Raw genomic sequence first — 25733 nt, 5'->3', positions numbered from 1 at the left:
TACGGCGGCCTCGTGGCATTCCGGCGGGTTCGCGGAATCAGATGCTGTAGCGCTCGTCCTCGTGGTCGCCCGGGTGGTCCTTGACCAGGCCGGCGGCGAGGGTGTTGCCGTCGATCGGGTCGATCACCAGGAACGCGCCCGTGCGCCGGTGGTGCAGGTAGTTCTCGAGCGGCAGCGGGGCGGCGAGCCGGAGCTGCGCGTGCCCGATGTCGTTGAGCTCCAGGCTGGAGGCACCCTCGAGGTTGAACGTGGCCAGGTCCAGCTTGCCGCTGACGCTGCGGACCAGGGCCTGAACGGTGCGGGTGCCGTGCTTGACCAGGACCTTGGCGCCCTCGCGGAGCGGCTTCGGGGACAGCCAGCACAGCTGTGCGTACAGGTCGGCCGAGGATTCGCGGACGGTGCCGGCGGCGGCGATGGTGTCACCGCGGGCGACGTCGAACTCGTCGGCCAGACGGATCGCCACGGACTGCGGAGCCGAGGCTTCCTCCAGCGAGGCACCGGCGAAGTCGATGCCCGTGACCGTGGTGGTGCGCGGGTCCTGGCCGGGGGTCAGCACGCTGACCTGGTCCCCCACCTTCACGGAGCCCTCGGTGATCTGACCGGCGTAGGCGCGGTAGTCGCGGTACGCCTCGACGTCGAGCCCGGCGGCAACGGCGTCCGGCGCCAGCGCACCCTGCGGCCGGATGACCAGCTGCACGGGGAAGCGGAAGCTCTCCAGGTGGCTTTCCAGCTCGTCGGCGGCGGGCAGCGTCTCAAGCACCTCGAGCAGCGCCGGCCCGGCGTACCAGGGGGTGCGCTCCGAGCGCTCCACCACGTTGTCGCCGTCGAGCGCGGAAACCGGAACCACCAGCAGGTCGGAAATGCCATCGGAGCCGAGGCCCAGCTCGCGGCCCACCTGCTGCACGTCGGCCTCGATCTCGCGGAAGACGGACTCGCTGAAGTCCACGAGGTCGATCTTGTTCACGGCAACGATCACGTGGGCCACGCGCAGCAGCTGCAGCACGGAGAGGTGCCGGCGGGTCTGCTCCAGGACACCCTTGCGGGCGTCAATGAGTACGACGACGGCATCCGCGGTAGACGCGCCGGTCACCGTGTTCTTGGTGTACTGCACGTGCCCGGGGCAGTCCGCGAGGATGAAGCTGCGGCGGTCCGTGGCGAAGTAGCGGTAAGCCACGTCGATGGTGATGCCCTGCTCGCGCTCGGCACGCAGGCCGTCGGTCAGCAGTGCCAGGTCGATGCCGCCCTTGTCGCCGCCGAAGCCGCGGTCCGAGGAGGTGCGGGCAACGGCCTCGAGCTGGTCGGCGAGGATGGCCTTGGAGTCGTGCAGGAGGCGGCCCACCAGAGTGGACTTCCCGTCGTCGACCGATCCGGCGGTGGCAAAGCGGAACAGCGAAGCGGAAGCGAGCGGAGCCTCGTCCAGGAGCGCCGCGGCGCGGGCGGTGTCAATGTCGGTAGTCATTAGAAGTAGCCGTCCTTCTTGCGGTCTTCCATGGCGGCCTCGGAGATGCGGTCATCCGCACGGGTGGCGCCACGTTCAGTGATGGTGGAGGCGGCAACTTCGATCACGACGTCGCGCACGGTGGCGGCAGCCGACTCAACGGCGCCGGTGCAGGACATGTCACCGACGGTCCGGTAGCGGACGGTCTTGGTGACGACTTCCTCATGCGGCAGCGGCTGGGAAACCTCGCCCACCGCACGCCACATGCCGTCGCGGGCGAAAACCTCGCGGTCGTGGGCGTAGTACAGACCCGGAAGTTCGATGCTTTCGCGCTCGATGTAGCGCCACACATCCAGCTCGGTCCAGTTGCTGATGGGGAACGCGCGCACGTGCTGGCCCACGGTGTGGCGGCCGTTGTACAGGTTCCACAGTTCGGGGCGCTGGTTGCGCGGGTCCCACTGGCCGAACTCGTCGCGCAGGCTCAGGATGCGCTCCTTGGCGCGGGCCTTGTCCTCGTCCCGGCGGCCGCCGCCGAAGACGGCGTCGAACTTGTTGGACTGGATGGCGTCCAGCAGCGGGACGGTCTGCAGCGGGTTGCGGGTGCCGTCGGCACGCTCCGCCAGCTCGCCGCGGTCGATGAACTCCTGGACGGAGCCGACGACGAGCTTCAGTCCCAGCCGCTCCACCGTCCGGTCGCGGAAGTCGATGACCTCGGGGAAGTTGTGGCCGGTGTCCACGTGCAGCACGGGGAAGGGCACCTTGCCGGGCCAGAACGCCTTGGTGGCCAGGTGCAGCATGACCACAGAGTCCTTGCCGCCGGAGAACAGCAGCGCCGGCTTCTCGAACTCGGCGACAACCTCGCGGATGATATGGATCGCTTCGGATTCGAGGGTGTCCAGGCTGGAGAGGCGCGTGGATTCAGCGGCGTCGGTCACCAGGGTGGACTCCTCAGTCAGGAAAGTGCTCATACGTGTAGTCCGCATTCTGTCTTGTTGGTTCCTGCCCAGCGGCCGGCGCGGGGGTCCTCGCCGGGAGCCACCTTGCGGGTGCAGGGCTGGCAACCGATGGACGGGTAGCCCTGGGACAGGAGCGGGTTGACGGGCAGGAGGTTGTCGTCGGAGTACTGGACCAGCTGGTCAAACGTCCACGCGGCCATCGGGTTGACCTTGACCAGACCGTTCTTTTCGTCCCAGGACACCAGCGGGGTGTTGGTGCGCGTGGGGGCCTCGTCGCGGCGGACGCCGGTGAACCAGAGTTCGTACCCGGCCAGGGTGCGCTGCAGCGGGGCCACCTTGCGGAGGGCGCAGCACTGGGCGGCGTCGCGGGCGAAGAGGTCCTTGCCCAGCAGGCGGTCCTGCTGCTCCACGGTGTTCTCGGGAAGCACGTCCACCACGTTGACGCGGAGGTTCGCGGCCACCTCGTCGCGCGTGGCGTACGTCTCCGGGAAGTGGTAGCCGGTCTCCAGGAACAGGACGTCGACGCCGGGAAGCTGGTCCGCGACCAGCGCCGGCAGGACGGCGTCGGCCATGGAGCAGGCAACGGCGACGGCGGGCATGTCGAAGTTGCGCTCGACCCAGGCGATGACGTCGCGGGCCGGGGCGTCCCAGCCGAGCTCGGCAGCACCGGCCTCGGCGAGGGCCTTCAGCTCCTCATTGGAGCGCTTGACCTGGACGTTCGTCACTGCAGTGCCTCCTCGTCTGCTGCGTGCGCCCACTCGGCGAAGGTCTGGCCTTCGGCGCGGTCGGCGACGAACCGGCGGACAACACGTTCGACGTAGTCGGGCAGGTCGGCGACGTAGACCTTCAGGCCGCGGACTGTGCGTCCCAGGCCGGCCTCGTCACGTTCGGTGGAAGCCAGCCCGCCGCCCAGGTGGACCTGGAAACCGGGGCTGGGGTCGCCGTCGGGCGTGGGAAGCATCATGCCCTTGAGCCCGATGTCCGCGGTCTGGATGCGGGCGCAGGAGTTGGGGCAGCCGTTGATGTGCAAGGACAGTGCCTGCGGGAGCTGGCCGCTGTCCGCCAGGTCAGCGAGGCGGCGCTCCAGCTCGGCAACGGCAGTGGCCGCGGTGACCTTGGTCTCCACGATGGCCAGCTTGCAGTACTCGATGCCGGTGCAGGCGATGGTGCCGCGGCGGAACACGGACGGGCGGGCGGACAGGCCCAGGGCGTCCAGCCCGGCCACGAGCGGTTCCACCTCGTCCTTGGGGACGTCCAGCACCACGAGCTTCTGGTGCGGGGTGGTGCGCAGGCGGCGGGAACCGCTGGCCTCGATGGTGTCCGCGAGCTTCACCAGCTGCGAGCCGGACAGGCGGCCGGCAATGGGGGTGGCGCCGATGAAGAACTTGCCGTCCTTCTGCTCGTGCACGCCCACGTGGTCGCCCGGCGTGGACGGCTTGGGTGCGGCGGGGCCGTCGGCCAGCTTGTAGCCGAGGTATTCGTCCTCGAGGATCTGGCGGAACTTCTCCGGTCCCCAGTCGGCCAGCAGGAACTTCAGGCGGGCCTTGGTGCGCATGCGGCGGTAACCGTAGTCGCGGAAGATGCTGGTGACACCCAGCCACACATCCGCGGCCTGCTCGGGCGTGACGAAGGCGCCAAGGCGCTTGCCCAGCATCGGGTTGGTGGAGAGGGCACCGCCTACCCACAGGTCGTAGCCCACGCCGAGTTCGGGGTGGCGGACGCCGACCAGGGCGCAGTCGTTGATCTCGTGCACCACGTCCTGGCTGGGGTGGCCGGTGATGGCGGTCTTGTACTTGCGCGGCAGGTTGGACAGCAGCGGGTTGCCGATGAACCGCTCCCCCAGCTCTGCGATGAGCGGGGTGGGGTCGATGATCTCGTCCTTGGCGATGCCTGCCACGGGCGAACCGAGGATGACACGCGGAACGTCGCCGCATGCCTCGGTGGTGGACAGGCCGTTGCTCTCCAGGCGGCGCCAGATCTCGGGGATGTCCTCCACGCGGATCCAGTGCAGCTGGATGTTCTGGCGGTCGGTCAGGTCGGCCGAGTCCCGGGCGAAGTCCACGGAGATCTGGCCGATGACGCGCAGCTGCTCGGTGGTCAGCGCACCGCCGTCGATCCGGACGCGGAGCATGAAGTACTTGTCTTCGAGCTCGTGCGGCTCAAGCGTTGCGGTCTTGCCGCCGTCGATCCCCTGCTTGCGCTGGGTGTACAGGCCCCACCAGCGGAAGCGGCCGTGCAGGTCCTGGCCGGGGATGGCGTCGAAGCCTTCCTTGGCGTAGATGGACTCGATACGCTCGCGGACGTTGAGGCCGTCGTCTTCCTGCTTCCAGGTTTCGTTGGCGTTAAGCGGGGTGGGTCCGTCCACCTTCCACTGGCCGTGAGGCTTGGCGGCGGGGCGGGAGGCACGGGCGGGGCGCGCGGGCTTGTCCGTGGACGCTCCGGCTAGAGCTGTATCAGTCATGCATCGACTGTAGAGCCGCGCCGAAACACGTCACAAAGGCCCGGAAATGCTAAGTCACCTAAAGAAACATTTCGTCATGACTCGCCGGGAGGCCTTGAACGGCGGGGCCTGGCTGTGCTTCGGGCGGCGTCCGTTTCAGGGCCGCTCTAAGAGGTGACGGCGTAGGCCGCCAGGGCGGCGTCGTACCGCTCCAGCGCGATCTCGGCGAGCACCGGCGAAGGCAGCAGCGGCTCGGTCACCAGGTCCGCCCCGGCCTTGGCGAGCTGGTCGTGGAAGAAGCCCGGCGCCAGGAGGTACGAGGCAATCACCACGCGGCCGCCAACGCTCACGCCCCCTGCCGACTCCCCTGCCCCGGCGCCGCCCGCGGCCTCCTCGCGGAGCATGGCCACGGCTTCGGGGACGGACGGCTTGGCCGAGGCACCGTACGCCGGGACGATCCGGTTGGAGCGCAGCGCCTGCAGCTGTCCGGCCAGCTCCTCGACGCTGAGCGCTGCGTTCGGATTGGACGAGCCAGCGGCGGCGAGCACGATCGCGTCATTGTCCGTAACCCCGGCCTCCCGCAGCCGCTGGTCCAGCAGGGCGGCGAGGCGCGGGTCCGGCCCCAGCGGCGCCGCGGCCACCGTGCCCGGCCGGCTCTTCACGGCCTTGGCGATGTCCACCTTCACGTGGTAGCCCACGCTGAGCAGCAGAGGAACGACGACGGCGGAGGCGCCGGCGGCGCCCTGCCCACCGGCGGTTTGGGGTGCTGCGGCCTGGAGTGCAGCACCAGAGGTGGCGGCAGCACCGCCGTCGGACGCTGCCGTGTCCGCAGGAAGCCCGGCGACAGTATCCGCGGGAAGCCCGGCGACCACGTCCACCAGATCGGGCTGCTGGACGTCCACGTACGCCTCCCGGACGTCGAGCCCCGGGCGCAGCGCGGCAATGGCGTCGCGGAGCGCGTTGACCTCGGCAGCTCCCTGCGCGTTGGAGGTCCCATGGGCACAGGCGATCATGATCGGGCTATTCATAGGGGCTAGCGTAACGTTGGAGCTGCACTGTCCGCCCCCTGAAGTTTGCCGGGACGCTCCATGACATTCTCTTTTGACATCGCCCTGGCATGGCTGGACCTGGCGGGCATCTTCTTTTTCGCGGTGTCCGGATCGCTGCTCGCTGCGCGGAAGCAATTCGACCTCCTCGGATCCCTGCTGCTCGCCTCCCTGGTCTCGCTGGGCGGCGGTGTGATCCGCGACATCATCCTCAGCGCCGGCCCGCCCGCGGTGTTCAGCAACCCGGCGTATCTGGTGCCGCCGCTGCTGGCCACCGGGCTGGTCTACTTCCTGTTCTCCAGCGTGCAGCGCTACACCTCGCTCCTCACGCTGTTCGACGCCGCCGGGCTGGCCCTGTTCTGCATCACCGGGACACTGAAGGCGCTGTCATTTGGAATGAACCCCATCTCCGCGGTACTGCTCGGGGTAACGACGGCGGTGGGCGGCGGCCTGCTGCGGGACATTACAGCCAACGAGGTGCCCCGGCTCTTCGATGCCCGGGACCTCTACGCACTGCCGGCCTTCCTGGGTGCCGCCCTCACTGCGATCTTGTGGGAGCTGGACGCGTTCAATCCGATCACGGCATGCGTTGTGGCGGCCTTGGCCTTCACTTTCCGGGTGGTGGCGTGGCGCCTTTCCTGGCGCATTCCGCTGGCGGTCCGCGGGTGGTACCGGCTGGGCCTGGAACCCGGAAATTCACGGCCCCGGGATTAGCTAGGATAAATGCCATGACTGACATGTTCCTCGAGAAGTTCCGCGCGCTGGTCCCGAAGTATCTCGAAGACGAATGGCAGGAAGAGGACGGGCTGACCGCCGACGAACTGGACGCGGAGCTCGCCGACCACCAATTCACCATCCCCCTGGTGCTGCGCGAGTTCTACCTCGCGATCGGCGGCTGTGAGGACCTCATGGAGGCCTACCACTACTTCTGGGATCCCGAGGAACTCGAAGTGGATGACGAAGGCTTCCTCATGTTCCTCGAGGACGAGGAAGAGAACTTCACCTGGGGCTTCCGCGTGGGCGACCTCAGCATCCCGGACCCCATTGTGTACCGCCGGAACAACGTCCGCGGGCAGTGGAAGAGCGAGGAAGGCACGTTCTCGGAGTTCGTCTTCGACATGTTCGACTGGGCCTTCAACGACGAGGACTAGGTTTTTCGGTTTCTTCCTCCGTCCCGACCCTGTTTGACCTCCTGGCGGCCGTGACACGCCGCAAACGTCCGCGTATTTCGGCCCTGCGCCCGGCAAAGAGGGTCACGACGGCGGAGTCCTGCCCTACCAGTGGTTGGGCGCGAACCTGCCCGTTGCCCACAGGTGCAGCAAGGCGCGGATCTCCTCCACCATCGCCTTTGGCTGGTGGACCACGTCGTCATAGAAATAGTGCAAAGTCAGGTGGCCACCGAGCATGCCCGCTTTGTTTCTTCTGTGATCCTTCTTGATCTGCTTGGGTTCGAAGTGGCTCGATCCATCCAGCTCGACCGCAAGGCATTCCTCCACGAGGCAGTCCACCTCCCCCACGCCCGGGAGGTCCACGTGCATTCTCACCTTGAGGCCCGCACGAACGAAATGGGTATGCGCCAGCACCTCCAGGAGGGAATCTGCCCGGGGAATCAGGAGGTCCAGCACCGCGCGGGCACGGCCGTTCCTGTTCCCGATGAGTTTCTTCCTCAGGAAACTGACCGAGATCTGTCCTGCGCCGGTGGCGGACTGCACCATGACCAGGGCTTCGAGCTCCGGCAGGCATCTCAGCGCGTGCAGGAGTACGTCCGCCAACGCAGCCACGGGGTACGCCAACGTGGCTTCGTGAACGCACGCCCCGTGGTCAATCACTCCCCGCTTCGGCACACCGTTACCGCAGCTTAGGTGCAGGGCCTGGGGCGGATGAAGGACCCACAGACCATAGAAGCGTGCGGCCGAGACGCACGTCAGCTGCCCGTTGGCCCTGAACGCGGCAAGAAGGTCGCGGTCCGCCTTAAACACTGCGTACACACCCCGCTGCGGACGGTACAGGCGGCCGGCAGCCACCGAAGCATCCAGCTGGATCCGCTGGAAACCCGCCCGCAGGATGTCGCTTCTCCTGGCCACACCGCCGCGGCGGGCAAGGAAGAGTTCAAGGTCCATGACTTAAAGGTGGCCGAGTACCGGAGCCGCGGGCAGCCCTGGGCTTCGCCATGTGGACAATTATTGGCCGGGCCGCCGTCCCGACCCGTTTTGAGGCGTGAAACCTGCCAAAAGCCCCATATTGCGGCGCGTCTTCCACCCTCCTGAGCCAAAGAAGGTCACGACGGCGGGCACCGGGTTACAAAAGCGTGTGACACCCCGATTAACAAAGGACTTTGCAGATATGACAAACCTGTCATAGAGTGTTTTTGGGTCCACTGAATGCCTCCGGTGGATTTGATGCGAACGGAGAGACGGCCCCGGTTCCGCGCAGCGTATGACTCGTGACGCTGCGCAGAACCGGGGCCGTTCCGCATCTGCAGGCCCGGCTTCTGCAGACCGGGTTAAACAAGGAAGGCCCGGCACCTTGGGGGCGGGCCTTCCTTGGCGGGTCTGAAGCCGCAATACGCTAGCTGGCGCGGTCCACCACGGCGCGCGCGAAGCTGGACAGCGAGGCCTTCACAACGCCCTCCGGAAGCGGGGCCAGTGCGGCGATGGCGTCATCCGCCCAGGCGCGGGCCACCACCCAGGACTCCGCCGTGACCGGGTGCTCACGCAGCCCTGCGACGGCTTCGGCGAGGGCCTCGTCCGAGGAGAGGTCGCCGTCGATCAGCTTGAGAAGTTCGACGGCGGACTGGTCGCCGCCCGCTGCGGCGTTGCGGAGCAGCAGCACGGGCAGGGTGGGAACGCCTTCGCGCAGGTCCGTGCCCGGGGACTTGCCGGACTTGACCTTGACGCCCGTCACGTCAATGACGTCGTCCGCGAGCTGGAAGGCCACGCCCACCTTCTCGCCGTACTCCACCAGAACCTGCTCGTAAGCCTCGTCGGCGCCGGAGAAGATGGCGCCGAACTGCCCGGAGGCCGCCACGAGGGAGCCGGTCTTGTCCGCGATCACGGAGAGGTAGTGCTTCACCGGGTCCTCGTCCGGGCGGGGCCCGACGGTTTCGTGCAGCTGGCCCAGGCACAGCCGCTCGAAGGTCCTGGCCTGGATGCCGAGCGCGCGCGAGCCCAGCTCGGACACCAGGATGGAGGCGCGGGCGAAGATGAGGTCACCGGTGAGGACAGCCACGGAGTTGCCCCAGACCTCGTGGGCCGTGGGGGCGCCGCGGCGGAAGGGCGCGGAGTCCATGACGTCGTCGTGGTACAGGGTGGCAAGGTGCGTCAGTTCAACCACGACGGCGGCCTGCACCACCGCGGGCAGGGAGGCGTCGCCCAGGTGGGCACAGAGGAGGGTCAGCAGGGGGCGGATGCGCTTGCCGCCGGCTTCCACGAGGTGACGCGACGTTGCGTCAGCCAGGGGGTCGGAGTTGGCGATTGCTTCGCGGAGCTTCTTCTCCACCCGGGCAAGGTTGGTGGTGATGGCAGGACCCAGGTCGGGGTCTTCCGCGATGGCCGCAAAGCCTGCCGGCAGCTGCAGCCCGGTGGCGATGGCGGTGGTGTTGAGGCTGGGTTCGGAGTCCGGCAGGCCGTGCCCGGCGTGCGTCCAGCTGTGGTTCGCGGAGTTGGTCACGGGTTAACCCTAACTTTTTGTTGCGGAAACCGCTGATTTGGGGCCGGCGGGGGCAAGGGCAGAGGTGTTGGACGTGGCGGGAACCAGCAGTTCGAGCACGCGGATCACGCGGTCCTCGAAGCCCTTGGCCGACGGGTCGGTCAGGTTGGCCAGCAGGCGGACCACGAAGCGCATGAGCACGGGGATGGGCATCCCGGTCCGCAGCGCGAGCTTCATGACGGCAGGCTTGCCGATCAGCGTTGCGAAGGCTCGGCCCAGCGTGAAGTGGGATCCCCACTGTTCACGCACATAGTCCTCGTACCCCGCGAGGCGGGTATCGGCGTCGGACGCGTTCCAGCCACCGGAAGCGACCCGCCCAGCTGCATCAATGATGAACTCGGCCGCGAAGCGGGCGGACTCCATGGCGTAGGAGATGCCCTCGCCGTTGAACGGGGACACCATGCCGCCGGCGTCGCCAAGGAGCAGCAGGCCAGGCGAGTAGTGCGGTGTGCGGTTGAAGCCCATGGGGAGGGCGGCGCCGCGGATCTCCCCCACCTGGTTTTCGGGCGTGAAGCCCCACTCGGAAGGCATGCCGGCGGTCCACTCGCGGAGCACCTGCTTGTAGTCCAGCTTGCCGAACTCCTTGGAGGAGTTGAGGATGCCCAGGCCCACGTTGGAGGTGCCGTCGCCGACGCCGAACACCCAGCCGTACCCGGGCAGGAGCTTGCCGTCGCGGCCTGGAAGTTCCAGCCAGCCTTCCATCCAGTCGTCGTCGTGCCGCGGACTCTGGAAATAGGTGCGCACCGCAACGCCCAGCGGCCGGTCGTCGCGCTTCTGGATGCCGAGCGAGACGGCAGTGCGCGTGGAGTTGCCGTCAGCGGCAAGCACGACGTCGGCACTGAAGTCGAGCGTCTCCCCCGTCTTCCGTCCGGACTCGTCAAGGACCGCAGCGCGCACCCCGGTCACGCGGCCGTCACCGTTGCGCAGCGCCTCGGTGACGCTGTGGCGTTCCAGTACGGTGGCGCCGGCGGCCTGGGCGTGGCGGGCCAGTTCCTCGTCGAAGCCGAGCCGGGTGCGGATCAGGCCGTACTGCGGGAAGTCGGAGACCTCGGGCCACGGCAGTTCCAGGGTGCGGCCGCCGGCCAGCAGGCGCAGCCCCTTGTTCCGGCGCCAGCCGTCCTGCTCAGGGTGCGGCAGGCCGAGCTTCTGGATTTCACGGACAGCCCGTGGGGTAAGACCGTCGCCGCACACTTTTTCGCGCGGGAAGCTGGTCTTTTCCAGAACCGTGACGTCGATGCCGGCTTTGGCAAGGTAATACGCGGCGGTGGACCCGGCGGGACCCGCGCCAACAATCAGTACTTTCACAGCGTCAGCGCGCGGTCCGCGGAAGGTTGCGGCGCAGCTTGGCCACCGGACCGGTGTGGGCGGCGATGGCTTCCGCCGAGCCGTTGCCGCTGACCGGCTTGTTGGCCCGGTGTACGGCCACGATCCCGCCGCTCAGGTTGCGGTAGGTGACGTCCTGCCAGCCGGATTCCTGCAGCCAGGCGGCGAGGTGGTCCTGGTCCGGCCAGGCGCGGATCGATTCCGCCAGGTACACGTAGGCGTCCGGGTTGGACGAGACCTTGGTGGCAATGGCCGGCAGGGCGCGCATGAGGTACTCGGTATACATGGTGCGCCACAGCGGAACGACGGGCTGGGAGAACTCGGCGATGACCAGCTTGCCGCCCGGCTTGGTGACCCGGAGCATCTCGGCCAGGGCCTTCTTGGGCTCGTTGACATTGCGCAGGCCGAAGGAGATGGTGCTGGCGTCGAAGGTGTTGTCGGCGAAGGGCAGGTTGGTGGCGTCCCCGGCGATGAAGTCGATGTCGGGGCGGCGGCGCTTGCCCACCTTGAGCATGCCGAGGGAGAAATCGCAGGCCACCACATTTATGCCGGCATCGGCATACGGCTCGCTGGAGGTTCCCGTTCCGGCGGCCAGGTCCAGCACCCGCTGGCCGGCCCGGACATCCATGGCTTCGACCACGACCTTGCGCCACCGGCGCGTCTGCCCCATCGAGAGGACATCGTTGACGACGTCGTATTTGGGTGCGACGTCGTCAAACATCGTGGCTACTTCGTCCGGACGCTTATCCAAGGATGCTCGGTTCACCATGTCATTGTCTCAAAAGATCAGCAGGCTCCGTGCCACGGGCGCGGCCGGGCGTGGTGCTGCGCTCTGGTACCCAAGTACCTTCAAGTACCGACAGAGTAGTGTTGACCCATCATGACCAGCACCCTCCGCACCCTGACAGTCCCTTTGGATGGAGATTCGGCTCCCGAGGGACTGCCGCCGTATCTGGTCCGCGATGACGTTCTGTGCTGGACCCGCCGCGAGGCCGGCCTGGTGGGCTTCGGCGAAGTGGCGCGCTTCACTGCCACGGGCCCTGAGCGGTTCCTGGAGGCGGACATCTGGTGGCGCCACCTGGTCATCGAGGCAGACATCACGGACCATGTGGAGTGCCCCGGCACCGGCCCGGTGGCGTTCGGATCCTTCGCTTTTTCCAAGGCTTCCGACCACGAGTCCCGCCTGATTGTGCCGGAGATCGTGGTGGGCGTCCGGGACGGCCGCGCCTGGCTCACCCAGATAACGGCCGACGACGGCGAACTCACCGAAGAGGGCGCCCTCGCCGCCCTGAAGGGGTGGCTGGAGTCGGACCCGCCGCCCGCCGTCGTTCATTCCGACCCCCCGGCCCTGCAGGATCCCGCAACGCTGACGACCGGGTCCCTCAGCGAAGAGGACTGGATGGCCGCCGTCACCGCCGGCGTCGCCGAGATCCGTACGGGGAAACTCGAGAAGCTCGTCCTGGCGCGGGACATCGTGGCCACCGTTCCCCACGGCGTCCATGCCGCCGAGGTGCTGCGGCAGCTGGCCAGCCGGTACCGGGAATGCTGGACCTACGGAGTGGACGGCCTGGTGGGGGCGACTCCGGAGATGCTCATCCAGGTGGAGGGACGAACCGCCCAGGCCAGGGTGCTCGCCGGGACGCTGGACCGCCGCGATGCCGTGGGCGAGGCCGGGCTGCCGCTCGATTACGCCGAGCGGGTCCTGGCGGGGTCGGAGAAGCAGCGGCACGAGCACGCGATTGCCATCCAGTCGCTGACCACCCAGCTCGCACCCTTCTCCGAGGCCATGAACGCGCACGACGAGCCGTTCATCCTGGAGCTGCCGAACGTGTGGCACCTCGCCTCCGACGTCAAGGCCGAGCTCACCGAGGTGGAAGGCCACGTCCCCACGTGCCTGGCCCTGATCAACGCCCTTCATCCCACCGCCGCCGTCTGCGGCACCCCCACGCAGGTGGCGGGGGCACTGATCCGGAAACTCGAACACCTGGACCGGGGACCATACGCGGGCCCGGTGGGCTGGCTGGATGCCGCGGGCAACGGCGAGTGGGGCATCGCGCTCCGCGGAGCCGTCATCGAATCCCCCACTACCGTGCGGTTATATGCCGGCTGCGGAATCGTGGAGGGCTCGCAGCCCGAGGCGGAACTGGCGGAGACGTGGGCGAAGTTCCGGCCGATGCTGGAGTCGCTGGGGATCAGCAACTGAGAGTGGCCCGCCTCTGACGACTGATCCGGTCATCCGGCTGGAAGCGTCCGGGATTTCGGACATCCCCCCGATTAAAACCCTTGAAAAGTGCTGTGGTTTAGTTATCAAATAGTGAAACTTAGTTTTCTGTGACGTACATCTCCTCAACGGCGATACACTATGAACCGATTTAGTTCCGCATACCCCTGCAACAAAAGGTAAAGAAATGCAGCTCAAGTCCCTTGCCACGGCCAAATTCAGCGCCAAGGCAGCCGCAATCCTCGCCGTCGGGGCCCTCACCCTCACCGCCTGCGGCGGCGGCAGCTCCACTCCCGCTGCCACCACCACCAGCGGCGTCCAGCTCATCAACGCCGGAAAGCTCACCATCTGCTCCGACGTCCCCTACGAGCCCTTCGAATTCCAGAAGGACGGCAAGATCGTCGGCTTCGACATGGACATCGCAGCCGAACTGGCCAAGGACATGAACGCGGAAGTCAACGTGGTGGACAGCTCCTTCGAGGCCATCGAGACCGGCACCGCGCTGACGGGGTGCGACGTCTCCATCTCGTCCGTCTCCATCACGGACACCCGCAAGGCCGTTATGGACTTCTCCGACCCGTACCTGAACGACGACCTGACGCTGGTCGCCTCCGATGCCTCCGGCATCACCAACCTCGACAGCGCCAAGGGCAAGAAGGTGGGCGTCCAGCAGGCCACCACGGGTGCCAAGTACGCCAAGGACAAGGGCCTCGACGCGCAGCAGTTCGAGGACACCGGCCTCCTGGTCCAGGCGCTCAAGGCCGGCACCATCGACGCCGCCCTGGGCAACCAGTCGGTCCTCGGCTACGCCATCAAGGATGACGCCAAGTACAAGCGCGTCGAGAACTACGCCACCGGTGAGAAGCTCGGCATCGCCGTCAAGAAGGGCAACACCGCCATGCTTGAACAGGTCAACAAGACGCTCAAGCGCCTCACCGACGACGGAAGCCTCAAGAAGTTCGAGACCAACTGGTTCGGCGAAGCCGCCAAGTAACCGGCGCGCCTGACGCCTACGCATCAGGGGCCCCGTCCGGGATCTGTTCACAGTCCGTACGGGGCCTCACCTGCGCAAAATGAATGTGAGACAACGATGGCAATGACCGCAATGACCGCACGACAGCGGGCCAGGGTGAGCCTGTACGTTCAGGCATCAATCTTTGTCGTGGCTGTGGCCGCGCTGATCCTGGCCACCGACTGGAAGACCATCGCTAACAGCGTATTCAACTTCGGCAAGCTCGCGCCGATCTTCCCGGATATCTTCGTCGTTGGCCTGACGAACACCCTGCTCTACACGGCCCTCGGCTTCATCCTCGGCCTCTCCGGCGGCTTGCTGCTGGCCCTGATGAAGCTCTCCAGCTTTCCCTTGTACCGGTGGATTGCCACCGGCTACATCGAGTTCTTCCGAGGTATCCCGGCGCTGCTGGTGTTCATCGCCTTTGGCTACGGCGTTCCGCTCGCCTTCGGTGTCCAGTGGAATGTCACCGTCATCGCGATGGTTTCCCTCGGCATGGTGGCTGCGGCCTACATCGCGGAAACGCTCCGTGCCGGCCTGCAGGCTGTTCCCAAGGGCCAGATGGAAGCCGCACGTTCCTTGGGCATGCCGCAGTGGCGGGCGATGGTCACCATCGTCATCCCGCAGGCCTTTAAGATCGTGCTGCCGCCGCTTACCAACGAGATCATCCTCCTGACCAAAGACTCCTCGTTGATCTACGTGCTTGGCCTGACGGCGTCCCAATATGACCTCACCAAGTTCGGCCGCGACGGCATCTCAAGCCTGGGCGCGGGCCTCACCCCGCTCCTGGTGGCCGGTGCTTTCTACCTGGTGATCACCATCCCGCTGAGCCTCCTGGCCCGGAAGTTCGAAAGCCGCTCCGCGCGGACCAAGCGATAGGCAGAGAAGTCAATGAACGACGTCGTAATTCACTCCCCCGGTAACAAGGGTGCCGTCCATGCCGCCGGCGTGGCCATCAAGGACCTGCGAAAGTCGTACGGCTCCAACGAGGTCCTCAAGGGCATCAGCCTGGACGTCGCACCGGGCGAAGTGGTATGCCTCATTGGCCCCTCCGGTTCGGGTAAGTCCACCCTGCTGCGGTGCGTTAACCTGCTCGAGCAGCCCAACCAGGGCAGCATCCACGTGGGCGGCTTCGACGCGACCGACCCGGATGTGGACATCGACCGGATGCGCCGCAAGGTGGGCATGGTGTTCCAGCAGTTCAACCTGTTCCCGCACCTGAGCGCGCTGCGGAACTGCACAATTGCGCAGACCAAGGTGCTCAAGCGTTCGCAGGCGGAAGCCGACAGCATCGCCCGCGCCAACCTTGAGCGTGTGGGGCTGGGGCACCTTGCCGACCGGTTCCCGGACCAGCTCTCCGGCGGCCAGCAGCAGCGTGTGGCGATCGCCCGCGCGCTGAGCATGGACCCCGAACTGATGCTCTTCGACGAGCCCACGTCGGCGCTCGACCCTGAAACGGTCGGTGACGTCCTCTCGGTCATGCGGAACCTGGCCAAGGAAGGCATGACCATGCTGGTGGTCACGCACGAGATGGGCTTCGCCCGCGAGGTCGCCGACCGCGTGGTGTTCATGGACGGCGGCGTGGTGGTCGAGGAGGGCGCGGCCGAGCAGGTCATCGGCTCCCCCACCCAGGGCCGCACCAAGGAGTTCCTCCGCCGCGTGCTGGACCCCACCCACATCGAGATCGCCGAGTAGGCCCGCGGGACGCACGACGCGCATTCCGTCCCCCGATGCGCAAATGCCCTGGCGCTGCTGGAATTCCAGTAGCGCCAGGGCATTTCTGCATCGCGGGGGAATTTACGCGTCGCCGGAGGCCTCGGCATCACTGTGCGGACCGAGCACGACGCCGGGGCACTCCTGCCGCTGCCAGCTTCCGTTCCAGCCGTCCCGGCGTCATGAGGTCGGCCCACACCCAACGGACCACGGTGCAGCCGGTAGCCCGGATCCGGTCCTCCCTGCATTTCTCGTCCACCACCACCTGAGACGGAGTCCGTCCCTTCAGGTATTCCGGCTTCATGTACTTTTCCACGCCGTCGAACTCTCCGGCGATACGGGCGCCGTCCCAGTAATAATCCGAGTAGCCAACCAAACCTGCCCCGACCCGGATCTCGTGCTGCAGATCAGGTGCCTCGAAGCCTGCCACATGCATGAGTGCCCGGCTGTAGGACTCGCCCGGTGAGGCGGACCGCGCATTTGCGAACTCGACGGCCAGGGTGATCCGCCGCACTGCTGCGGTGGTGTAGTTTCCCTCGATTTCGGCGAGGAGCTGTTCCTTCGACAGTGCCGGCAGCTTCCTGGCCCTGTCGGGTTTGAGCACGTGGTCCAGGGGAACGATGGCTTCTGCGAAAGATGTGAATGCAGCGAGGTCCAGGACAGTACGCACGCGGCCGGTCACCAAAAGGTCGTCGTTACGGAACACTTTCACGCCGGCCGGATCCGCGTAGTGCCGTCGGACGCCAGCCCGGGACCTGCCGCCGCCGTTCTGAAACGTCAGCGCATGCACCGGATGTTGATGGCCGACAGTCGGAACGCCCCAAACACTGGCCGCCGAATGCCAGGTGAACACCGTCGGCGAAGTAAAGGTTTCGGCCGCTGCTTGCACCTTCAGCCGGTACTGGTCCCATGGCTGGAGGGAGCCCCAGGTTTCCCCGTCCACATAGACTCCCTGCCGCAGCCGGACGAGCGCACCGGAACTACACCGGCGGGCAAGCATATTCGGCGTCAATCCCTGCTGTATGTACTCGCGAGCGAGGATAAGTCTTGGTAGCTCTGCCATGGCTCGCAGTCTCGCAGGACAGGGTGCCGGTCCGACAGAAGTGCGTGCCGCCATGTGGATATCCCGGCGTTGACCACCGACAGCCAGAGGACACGGAAGTTACCCTGCGACGCGCAGACTACTCGGCGCGCACGGAATTTGCGCCGCGGCAGGTAATTGGCGCGTCGCCGGACAGGCAGCGCGTCGCCGGGCAGGCAAGGCGTCGCCGCACAGGCACCGTGTCGCTCTGGCCTAGCCAGCGAGCACGCCTGCCACTGCCGAGCCCACCGCCGCCTTGATTCTGCCGTGCAGGGCGCGGAGTTCGTGCCGGTCGGTGCGCACTTCAATAATCGTGCGTCCGGCGAACGGCGCGGCAAGCGCCTCGGCGAGTCCCGCCGTCGTGCTTACAGAGCAGTGCCCGACGCCGTACGCTGCGGCGAGTGCCGCAATGTCCACTGACTGCGGGGTACCAAAGAGGCGTTCGACGGCGTCCCCATAGCCGCCTGCCTCGGCGACGGCGCCGTGTTCGAGGAGGCTGAAGATCGCACCGCCGGCGTCGTTGAGCACGACGATGCGCAGCTGCGGCTGTTCCTCGCCCGCGCCGAGGAAGAGCCCGCCGGCGTCGTGCAGGAAGGTGACGTCGCCGAGCAGCAGGGTGGTTTCCTGGTGGCCGCCGAGTGCGATGCCGGTGGCGGTGGAGATGGTGCCGTCGATGCCGGCGAGGCCGCGGCTGGCGAAGACCGTGGCGGACGGTTCGGGTGCGGGCTGCCCGGCGAGGTCGACGTCCCGGATGCCGTTGGACGATCCCAGGACCAGCTGTCCGCGGCTGTGCTGCCACACGAGGGCGCCGACGGACGGACCCGTTGCTGACTCTTCGGTGGCAAGTATGCCGTCGACGGCATGCTGGGCCGCGGCGCCGGCCAGCAGCCATGCATCCAGCCACAAGGATGACCCCCGCCCGGCGAATTCGGCGAGCTCATCCAGGCTGGCGATGGGCGCTTCCCGGCGGCGCCCCGGCTCGTACCAGGCCACCGGCACCGGCTCGTACAGCGCTGCCGGGATGTCCGTCCTGGCAAGCAGCGCCGACACCGGCCGGGAAAGCGTAGGCCGGCCGAACACCACGGCACGCTCGATCGGCAGGGCGGAGTCCGGACCGAAGTGCTCCAGGAGCAGCCGGTACGGGCCCACAGCGTTGGGGCCGAAGCGGGAGTTGGATGATGGCTCGGCCAGCAGCGGCAGTCCGTGGGCGCGGGCGAACGCCTCGGCGACCGGACCGGCGTCGTGCCCGGCGAGGACAACAGTGCGCCGTTCGGGAAGGTGAGCCGGGGCGGGATCGAGGGTCATGGTGAGCGGGTCAGTGCCGATCCGGAACGTCCCGTGGCCGCGCTGTTCGGGCAGCCGCTCCCCCGATTCGGGAACCAGGGGGTCGCGGAAGGCGAGGTTCAGCTGAACGGGTCCCGGCGGGGTGTCCTCGAAGGCACCGGTGGCAGCGGCCAGCGCCGTTTCCACCGCCCGCTGCGGGCTCGTCCCGGCGGGAATGTCGACGGCGAACCGGACGTGCTCACCGAAGAGGTCCAGCTGGATGGTGGTCTGGTTCGCGCCTGTTCCACGCAGTTCTTCCGGCCGGTCAGCTGACAGCACCACCAGCGGGACGGCGGCGTGGTTGGCCTCCATCACCGCCGGCAGGAGATTCCCGACGGCGGTCCCCGACGTCGTGAGCACAGCTACCGGTGCGCCCGTGGCCAGGGACAGTCCGAGCGCGGTGAACCCGGCCGAACGCTCGTCGATCCGAACCAGCAGTTCGACTTTCCCCGCCGCCGATGCCTCCGCCAGCGCGTAGGCCATGGGGGCGGACCGCGAACCGGGAGCGACAACGACGTACCGGACTCCGCCGTCGAGCAGCGCCGCGACGGCGATCCGTGCGGAAGCGACCGACGTTAGCGCGGGATCGTCACCGGCGTCGGCGTCGCTCGGCGAGTCAGAAGGGGTGCCGCCCGGCACGTCGGCAGGTTCCATGCGCGCGTCGGAAGTGGGGGCGGAAGGTCCGTCGGAGATGGATGCGGAAGGTGCGTCGGAAGTGGAGGCTGAAGGCTCGTCGGGCTCGGAAGTCACCGAACCAGTCTGCCACCAACCAACCCTCTCTCACCTCCCGCCGCCCAACCCCAAACGCTCTCTCACCTCCCGCCGCCCAACCCCAAACCCTCTCTCACCTCCCGCCGCTTAATCGGCAACGCTCTCTCACTTTCCCAAGGGAAAGTGAGAGAGCGTTGACCGGGAACCGGCAGGAGCTGATGGCGCGTCGGGAGAATCCCTGCAGGATCTGATGGCGCGTCGGGAAAAACCCTAGGCGTCGGTGCGGAACACCTGGATTACGGACGGGCGGGGAGCCCGGGCCTGGCCAGAACGGGCAGTTGCTCCGGCGGCAACGTAGTCCGGGAAGTAGGAGTTCGGGGCTTCGAATGTGCCCTCCTCCCCCGGGTGCTGCACCGAGACGAACACGGTGCGCTCGTCGTCGTGGATGATAGGGCCGCAGGTTTCGGCATCGCGGGGCACGGCGAGGAACTGCCCCACCCGGCCGCGCTCGGCCCCCTCCAGGGTGACCTTGAACAGGCCGTCCGCCTTTCCGATGCCGGACGGTGCGCCGTCGGTGGAGATCCAGAGGTTGCCCACGGAATCGAAGGCCAGGTTGTCCGGGCAGGAGATCGGCGAGACCTTGTCGGCCGGGAAACCGGAGAAGTACGTGACGTCACCGGAAGAGGGATCGCCGCAGACCATCAGCAGGTTCCACGTGAACTTGGTGGACGTCTGGTCCCCGGTTTCCGTGATTTCCACGATGTGGCCGTCACGGTTGGCATTGCGGGGGTTGACCTCGGTGGCGCCCTCCTTGCCGATCTTGCCGCGGTCCGAGTTGTTGGTGCATGCCACGTAGACCTTGCCGGTGTGCAGGCTGGGTTCCACATCCTCGCAGCGGTCCATCTTGGTGGGGCCCACCTTGTCGGCGGCGATGCGGGTGTACACGAGCACTTCCTCGACGGACATGCCATCCACCTTGGACTTGCCGCCGACCACCAGGGGCAGCCATTCACCGGTGCCGTCGAAGGAACCGTCGGAGGGGACCTTGCCGGTGCCGTCGATTTCGGCAGCCGGGGAGTCGCCGTTGAACTTGGCAACGTAGAGGTCGCCCTCGGAGAGGAGCGTCATGTTGTGCTTGCGGTCGCCCTCGCGGTACTTGGCCTTCGAGACAAACTTGTACAGGTAGTCGAAGCGCTCGTCGTCGCCGGAGTAGGCCACCACGTGACCGGACCCGGCCACGATGACGTTGGCGCCTTCGTGCTTGAAGCGGCCCAGGGAAGAGTGCTTCTTGGGCGTGGAGGTGGGGTCGAACGGGTCAACCTCCACGATCCAGCCGAAGCGGTTGGCCTCATTTTCGTGGCCGGGGTTGTTGGTGTTGAAGCGCGGATCGTCCAGCTCCCACTGGCGGGCCGTGGGCTTGTTGGTGAGGCCGTAGCGCTTGTCGTAGGCGGACGTGCCGGGGGCAACGAAGTAGCCGTTGAAGTTCTCCTCGCCGGAGAGGATGGTGCCCCACGGGGTGGTGCCGCCGGCGCAGTTGCCCAGCGTGCCGTTGATCCAGCGGCCCTCTGGGTCGCCAACGGTCTTGACCAGCGCGGAGCCCGCAGCGGGCCCGGTGAGCTCGTAGCGCGTGCTGTTCAGGTACCGCCGGTTCAGGGGTGCACCCTGCACGTAGCTCCACGGCTTGTTCTTGTTCTTGCGCTCCAGCTCCACAACGGAGAGGCCATGAGCGGCCTGGCTGACGTCGCGCACCTCGCCGGCCGGCTTGGACGGGGGGAACATGATGGCGTCGTTCGTGTACTCATGGTTCGCGAACAGCACCGCGCGACGGCCCTTGCTACCGGGGATTTCGAGGATGTCCGTGTAGTCATTGTTGTAGCCGAACTGGCGCTCCTGGGCGGAAGCGGTCTGCTTGTTCAGGTCGAAGGCGGGGGCACCCTTGAAGATCGGGTCGCCCCAGCGGATGACCGGCTGCCAGGTAAAGCCGGCGGGCACCGTCACGGCGTCGACGTCGGCAGCAATGGAAGGGATGGCAGTGAACTGCAGCTTGGACGCACCCAGGCCAAAGCCGTTCTTCGCAGCAGCCGACAGTCCCGTTCCGCCGTCGGCGACGGCCTTCTCGCTGCCGCTTACGGCACCGCCAAGCACGACGGCGAGGGCACCGGCGGCGCCAAAGCCCAGGGCGGCGCGGCGGGACAGCGTGGTGGAGGCAATGTCGCGGAAGTAGCTGTTCGAGCTCGTGTTGCAGACGTCGCCCGCGCAGGCGTTGTCGCACTTGAGCGCGCAGGTGATCGGGCTGCGCTTGCCTTTGGTGTGGCCGAGCATGGGCAGCAGAGCGAACTTGCGTCCGGAGATTTCAGACATTGGAGAGAGACCTTCCAAGGGTTTAGATGCGGCACCGCCACCCTTCCAGTGAAAGCCAACCGGAAGTCGACACTCGGATGAAGATCTGGTGAACTCGGCTTCCCCAGGTGAGCAAGGGTCCGTCGCAACCCGACAGGGAGTGAGGGAGCGTCGGCCGCAACCCGACAGGAAGTGGGAGAGCGTCGTGGGAAAACCCGCAGGAAGTGAGAGAGGATCGGCGGGGAGGTTCGGGTTAGGCCGGGGCGGGCAGCAGGGCGTAGGCGCGGCGGAGGCGGGCGAGCCACCATTCCCGGCGCTCAGCCGGGGCGGCGTACTCCTCAAGCAGCCCCTCGTCGGCGACAACATCGCGCAAGGCGATGGCGCCGTCGTCGGCCACCAAAGGCTCGGCGACGACGTCCGCCGCCAGCAGCGAGACTGTTCCCAGCCCGCACGCGTACGGGAGTTCAGGCAGCGCGGCCGCGAGCGCCAGCCCAGCCCGGATCCCGACGGAAGTATCGAGAGCGGAACTCACGACGGCGGGCATCCCCGCCTGCGCCACCAGCTCCAGCGCGCGCCGGACTCCCCCGAGCGGGGCAACCTTCACGACGAGCAGATCGGCAGCGCCGGCCCGGGCCACCTTGAGAGGATCCTCTTCCTTGCGCACGCTTTCGTCCGCGGCAATCAGGACGGGCACCCCGGCAGCGCGGAGCCGCCGGCGCACCTCGGCCAGGCCGTCGATCTCCGCCACCGGCTGCTCGGCGTACTCCAGGCCGGCGTCGGCGAGCCGGGTGAGCGCCGCCACCGCCGCCGGAATGTCCCAACCGCCGTTGGCGTCCACCCGGATTGCGGCCTCCGGAAGCGCAGCGCGGACAGCGGCCACCCGTGAGGTGTCGTCGTCGAGCGTCTGGCCCCGCTCGGCCACTTTGACCTTGACGGCGTCCACACGGCCGAACCGGGCCAGTATGTCCGGCACCCGTTCTGCCGCGACGGCGGGCACGGTGGCGTTGACGGGGATGCTGGTCCGCACGGACTCCGGGAAACCGTGCCACCCAGCCTCGATGGCCGACGCCAGCCAGCGGGAGGCCTCGGCGTCGCCGTACTCGGGAAAGGCACCAAATTCGCCCCACCCCACCGGGCCGTGAAGGAGCAGCGTTTCCCGCTCCAGGATCCCGCGGAACTTGACGCGCATGGGGAGTGTCACGACGCGGGCGCTGGAGAGCAGTTCCTCAAGGGACGGGTGCTGGAGGGGCATGGCTTCACTGTACCGGCGCGGAACTGCAAGAGGGTTTGGGGAAAAGCGGCAGAAACTGCAAGAGGGTTTGGGGAAAAGCGGCAGAAACTGCGAGAGGGTTTGGGACGGAACTGCGCCGGCCCCTACTTCATTGGAGGGACCGGCGGTCTGTGGGTGCAGTGCGCGCCGGGAGCTACGCCGTGGGCACCGGCTCCGACTCGTGGCCGAAGGAGGCCGGAACGTCGGTGCCCCCGCCCCCGAAGCGCGCGATCACCGTGGTTCCCCGGCCGGGCGCGGACATGACCTGGAGCGTTCCGCCGGCCTCACCGATGGTGTCCTTCATGATGCGCAGGCCGAAATGTCCTTCCGGCGATCCCTCGCTCTGGTCGAAGCCGCAGCCGTCGTCCTGAATGCGGATCTCCGAGCGGCCGCCGTCCTGGTGGAGGTGGAGTTCTGCCTTGGACGCCCGGGAATGCTTTGCGGTGTTGGCCAGGGCTTCACGCGCCACCCGGTAGAAGAGCGCCGCGCGGTCCCGGTCCAGCTCGCACTTCTCCGGCAGGTCGAGTTCCAGGCTGATCCCGCGTTCCTCAAGCGGATCACCAAGCCGTGCCAGCGCCCCGGAAAGGCCAAGGCGGTTCAGGTCCGGCGGATACAGCTCGCTGGTCATGGCCCGCAGGCTGCGGACATTGTCCTGCAGGATCCGCCGTGCGTCGGAAAACAGCGCCCGCTGGCCCACCGGGCTGTGCAGTTCCTCGGACTCCATCACATAGGACAGGCCCGAGAGTTCCTGGATCACCTCGTCGTGCAGGTCCCGGGCGATGCGCTGCCGCTCAAGCTCGGAGGCTTCGATGGCCCGGCGGAGCAGGCGGCTCCGGCCAGCTTCATAGGCCTGGATCCTGCGTGCCAGCTGGACTGCCGGGAACAGCTGCGCCAGCTGCAGGACGGCGAGCGACAGGAGGAACGGCGGAGCCATGCCGAACAGAACGGCGGCCTGCTCCTGGCGGACCCCGTCGTCGTCGTAATAGCTCTCAAAGACCAGTTTCTGCCCGTCCGGGGATGTGACGGGCACGTAGACCTCCACGAGCTCGCCGTTTTCGACGCCGGGTGTGTTGACCTCGTCCTTCTGCATCTCCAGGTTGGCCGGCACGTCCCCGCCGGCCAGGACGTCCTGCGCCTCGTGCGGCAGGCCGAAGGTCTGGCCGACGAGCTTGGGGTCGTCCGCGTAGACGATCCGCCCGTCCTTGTCCCAAAGCCTGATCTCGAACACCGAGGACGACTCGACCCAGGGGCGGAGGCGCTCCTCGAGCCGTTCAGTCCCCGTGGGCTGGCCGGACAGGACTTCCTCATCCAGGAGCGGCCCCACCACGTTGTTGGCCAGGTGGTGGGTGGCGTCCTTGGAGTTCTGCAGTGCGTGGCGTTCAGCCTCGGACCAGATCCAGAAGGCCACCGGGGTGGTGACCACCACCAGGGCAACCAGCCCCATGAGCAGGAACCGCCGGACTGCCTTGAAAACCTCGGAATTGTGGTAGGCCGGCGATTCGAACGGGCGGAAAAGGGCAGGTTTACCGAGCGATGGCCTAGCCATTTGTCGGCTGCTCGAGCATGCCGCGCCGTGACGCTTCCATGACCGATTCGAGCTGCGAGTGCGTACCCAGCTTGGCGAAGATCGCCTTCACGTAACCGCGGCAGGTGTTGAGGGAGATGTCCAGCTTGCTGGCCACTTCCTTCGACCCGTGGCCACCGGCCATCAGCCGCAGCACATCCAGTTCCCGGGGGGTCAGGACGGGTCCGCCCGGCTCCACTTCGCGGGCCGCGGGGGCCGGAGCGGGAGTTGCCATGCCCAGCTGGGCCACCAGCGAGGGGTGGACCACCATGTTGCCGGCCCGTGCGTAGCGGAGGGTATCCAGCAGCGTGGACAGCGATCCGCCCTTCGGCAGGAAGGCGCAGATGCCCATGGAGGCGGCGGTCCGCAGAGCTTCCGGCGTCGGGTCGCCGGTGAGCATGACGATCCGGGTGTTCGGCGCGTCAGTCAGGATGCGGGCAGCGGCGGTGAGGCCGTCGCCGTCGGGCAGGTGGAAGTCCATGATCACGACGTCGGGCTTGAGGGCAATGCTCTGCTCCACGCCGCTCTTGGCGGTGGTGGCCGAAGCGACGCTCCGCAGGTCCGGCTCGCGGTCGAGTGCGGCCGTGAGCAGTTCGGTGAACGTGCTGTGGTCGTCGATGGTCAGGATGCTGATTTCCCGGGTGTTCTGGGAAGTTGCCTGGAGCGGAGCATCCGCATCTGAGAGATCCATGTCGTCCTCGCTGGCGGCCGTTGCCTGCAGCAGCCGGGCGTGTGCTTCCCGCAGCGGACGTCCGGGGAGGCAGCCGATCTCCTGGTCCATGACCCGGCGGCAGCGCCCGTAGGCCCGCAGTGCTTCCATGTACTGCCCGGATTCCTCGAGGCCCAGGACCAGGGCGGTCCAGGCGCGCTCATTGATGGGATCGTCCACCAGCAGTTCGCTGGCAAGGGCCACCGCGCGTTCCGGATGTCCGACGGCGACGGCGGCTTCCGCTGCCCGTGCCTTGATGCTGGCGACGCGTGCGGAGTGGAGAGCACGTTCCTCTTCAGCCCAGCCGGCCAGCAGCTCATCACCGAGCAGCGGCACCGAGGCGATGTCGAGGGCCTTCTCGAGCAGCCGGAAGGATTCCTCGGGAGAGGCATGCCCGGCCTGCTTGAGGAGGTCATCAAAGCGGTCCAGGTCCAGATCAACCATGCTGCGGTCGATCATGTAACCGCCGGTGACCGTGCGGAGAGCGCCGCCCTTGCCGCTTCCCGGCTGAAGGTGCCGGCGCAGGACGCTGACGTAGCTCTCGAGCGTGGACAGGGCCTCAGCCGGCGGCTGGCCGTTCCACAGCACGTCGATCAGGTGGTTCTTGGAGACCGGGGTCCCCAGCTTGAGCAACAGGATTTCAAGGACCTGGCGCGGCTTGGGACCGCCCAGCTCGTGGGATCCGATCACGACTCCGCCGCGGCGGACCCGGAGCGGACCCAGGATGTTGATGGACAACTTCGTCGTTGTGCCACCAGCATCTTCCAGTGAGTTTGGAAGGTACTCGTCGTCATTGACTCTCCGGGCCCAACGAGTATCTTCTGCAACGGTCTGAACCATTTTTCTGCACCTACTATCCCCATGAACTGCATTCCCCA

Annotated in this window: 21 protein-coding genes; 6 read left to right on the top strand and 15 right to left on the bottom strand. The window is 67.2% G+C overall.

Features of this window, described 5'->3' with window-relative positions:
* Positions 1-37: 37 nt before the first annotated feature.
* The 5 genes from BWQ92_RS15845 to BWQ92_RS15825 form a co-directional block, all read right to left on the bottom strand.
* Positions 38-1459 (bottom strand): sulfate adenylyltransferase subunit 1, encoded by a 1422-nt coding sequence (locus BWQ92_RS15845; protein ID WP_076801003.1) that lies wholly within the window; start codon positions 1457-1459, stop codon positions 38-40.
* Entirely contained in the window at positions 1459-2406 is a 948-nt protein-coding gene (gene cysD / locus BWQ92_RS15840) for a sulfate adenylyltransferase subunit CysD (RefSeq protein WP_076801001.1), read from the bottom strand. The genes BWQ92_RS15845 and cysD overlap by 1 nt, the downstream gene beginning before the upstream one ends.
* A complete protein-coding gene (locus tag BWQ92_RS15835) occupies positions 2403-3119 on the bottom strand; it encodes a phosphoadenylyl-sulfate reductase (RefSeq protein ID WP_076800999.1) in 717 nt (238 codons plus the stop codon). The genes cysD and BWQ92_RS15835 overlap by 4 nt, the downstream gene beginning before the upstream one ends.
* Positions 3116-4855, bottom strand: a complete 1740-nt coding sequence (locus BWQ92_RS15830) for a nitrite/sulfite reductase (RefSeq protein ID WP_076800997.1) — start codon at positions 4853-4855, stop codon at positions 3116-3118. Before BWQ92_RS15830 ends, BWQ92_RS15835 begins: the two co-directional genes overlap by 4 nt.
* 146 nt (positions 4856-5001) lie before the next feature.
* The gene (locus tag BWQ92_RS15825; protein ID WP_076800995.1) at positions 5002-5862 is read right to left on the bottom strand and encodes a sirohydrochlorin chelatase; all 861 of its coding nucleotides are present in this window, start codon (positions 5860-5862) and stop codon (positions 5002-5004) included.
* A 60-nt stretch (positions 5863-5922) separates the two neighbouring features.
* Between BWQ92_RS15825 and BWQ92_RS15820 the strand changes: the two genes are divergently transcribed.
* Together BWQ92_RS15820 and BWQ92_RS15815 are read left to right on the top strand one after the other, a co-directional pair.
* Entirely contained in the window at positions 5923-6594 is a 672-nt protein-coding gene (locus BWQ92_RS15820) for a trimeric intracellular cation channel family protein (protein WP_076800993.1), read from the top strand.
* Between the two features lie 14 nt (positions 6595-6608).
* Positions 6609-7031, top strand: coding sequence for a hypothetical protein (locus BWQ92_RS15815; RefSeq protein ID WP_076800991.1), 423 nt, complete (start codon positions 6609-6611; stop codon positions 7029-7031).
* A gap of 123 nt (positions 7032-7154) precedes the next feature.
* On the opposite strand, the gene BWQ92_RS15810 is transcribed toward BWQ92_RS15815, so the two are convergent.
* From BWQ92_RS15810 to BWQ92_RS15795, 4 genes are all read right to left on the bottom strand, one after another.
* Positions 7155-8000: a type IV toxin-antitoxin system AbiEi family antitoxin domain-containing protein gene (locus tag BWQ92_RS15810; RefSeq protein WP_076800989.1), complete on the bottom strand. Its 846-nt coding sequence runs from the start codon at positions 7998-8000 to the stop codon at positions 7155-7157.
* A gap of 448 nt (positions 8001-8448) precedes the next feature.
* The gene (locus BWQ92_RS15805; RefSeq protein WP_076800986.1) at positions 8449-9549 is read right to left on the bottom strand and encodes a polyprenyl synthetase family protein; all 1101 of its coding nucleotides are present in this window, start codon (positions 9547-9549) and stop codon (positions 8449-8451) included.
* Between the two features lie 9 nt (positions 9550-9558).
* Positions 9559-10893: a geranylgeranyl reductase family protein gene (locus BWQ92_RS15800; RefSeq protein ID WP_157365178.1), complete on the bottom strand. Its 1335-nt coding sequence runs from the start codon at positions 10891-10893 to the stop codon at positions 9559-9561.
* A 4-nt stretch (positions 10894-10897) separates the two neighbouring features.
* Positions 10898-11677, bottom strand: a complete 780-nt coding sequence (locus tag BWQ92_RS15795) for a demethylmenaquinone methyltransferase (RefSeq protein ID WP_236783228.1) — start codon at positions 11675-11677, stop codon at positions 10898-10900.
* Between the two features lie 114 nt (positions 11678-11791).
* Here BWQ92_RS15795 and BWQ92_RS15790 point away from each other — a divergent pair, with 114 nt between their 5' ends.
* From BWQ92_RS15790 to BWQ92_RS15775, 4 genes are all read left to right on the top strand, one after another.
* Positions 11792-13114 carry an isochorismate synthase gene (locus BWQ92_RS15790; RefSeq protein ID WP_076800980.1) on the top strand — a complete coding sequence of 441 codons (1323 nt, stop codon included), beginning with the start codon at positions 11792-11794 and terminating at the stop codon, positions 13112-13114.
* 205 nt (positions 13115-13319) lie between these two features.
* Complete coding sequence (locus tag BWQ92_RS15785) at positions 13320-14126, top strand: ABC transporter substrate-binding protein (RefSeq protein WP_076800978.1); 807 nt, start codon at positions 13320-13322, stop codon at positions 14124-14126.
* Positions 14127-14228: 102 nt separating this feature from the next.
* The gene (locus BWQ92_RS15780) at positions 14229-15023 is read left to right on the top strand and encodes an amino acid ABC transporter permease (protein WP_076803765.1); all 795 of its coding nucleotides are present in this window, start codon (positions 14229-14231) and stop codon (positions 15021-15023) included.
* Between the two features lie 12 nt (positions 15024-15035).
* The gene (locus tag BWQ92_RS15775; protein WP_076800976.1) at positions 15036-15839 is read left to right on the top strand and encodes an amino acid ABC transporter ATP-binding protein; all 804 of its coding nucleotides are present in this window, start codon (positions 15036-15038) and stop codon (positions 15837-15839) included.
* 127 nt (positions 15840-15966) lie between these two features.
* On the opposite strand, the gene BWQ92_RS15770 is transcribed toward BWQ92_RS15775, so the two are convergent.
* The 6 genes from BWQ92_RS15770 to BWQ92_RS15745 form a co-directional block, all read right to left on the bottom strand.
* Positions 15967-16800 carry a hypothetical protein gene (locus tag BWQ92_RS15770; RefSeq protein ID WP_335633068.1) on the bottom strand — a complete coding sequence of 278 codons (834 nt, stop codon included), beginning with the start codon at positions 16798-16800 and terminating at the stop codon, positions 15967-15969.
* 351 nt (positions 16801-17151) lie between these two features.
* Entirely contained in the window at positions 17152-18915 is a 1764-nt protein-coding gene (gene menD, locus BWQ92_RS15765; RefSeq protein ID WP_442856766.1) for a 2-succinyl-5-enolpyruvyl-6-hydroxy-3-cyclohexene-1-carboxylic-acid synthase, read from the bottom strand.
* Positions 18916-19242: 327 nt separating this feature from the next.
* The gene (locus BWQ92_RS15760) at positions 19243-21333 is read right to left on the bottom strand and encodes a PhoX family protein (RefSeq protein ID WP_076800972.1); all 2091 of its coding nucleotides are present in this window, start codon (positions 21331-21333) and stop codon (positions 19243-19245) included.
* 232 nt (positions 21334-21565) lie between these two features.
* On the bottom strand, positions 21566-22564 hold the full coding sequence (locus BWQ92_RS15755; protein WP_076800970.1) for an o-succinylbenzoate synthase: 999 nt from the start codon (positions 22562-22564) through the stop codon (positions 21566-21568).
* A gap of 172 nt (positions 22565-22736) precedes the next feature.
* The gene (locus BWQ92_RS15750) at positions 22737-24128 is read right to left on the bottom strand and encodes a sensor histidine kinase (RefSeq protein ID WP_076800968.1); all 1392 of its coding nucleotides are present in this window, start codon (positions 24126-24128) and stop codon (positions 22737-22739) included.
* A complete protein-coding gene (locus BWQ92_RS15745; RefSeq protein ID WP_236782978.1) occupies positions 24121-25593 on the bottom strand; it encodes a BTAD domain-containing putative transcriptional regulator in 1473 nt (490 codons plus the stop codon). The genes BWQ92_RS15750 and BWQ92_RS15745 overlap by 8 nt, the downstream gene beginning before the upstream one ends.
* Positions 25594-25733 lie beyond the last annotated feature (140 nt).

Origin of the sequence: Arthrobacter sp. QXT-31, assembly GCF_001969265.1 — a bacterium.
Lineage (GTDB): Bacteria > Actinomycetota > Actinomycetes > Actinomycetales > Micrococcaceae > Arthrobacter.
This window is presented reverse-complemented; position numbering and strand designations above follow the sequence as displayed.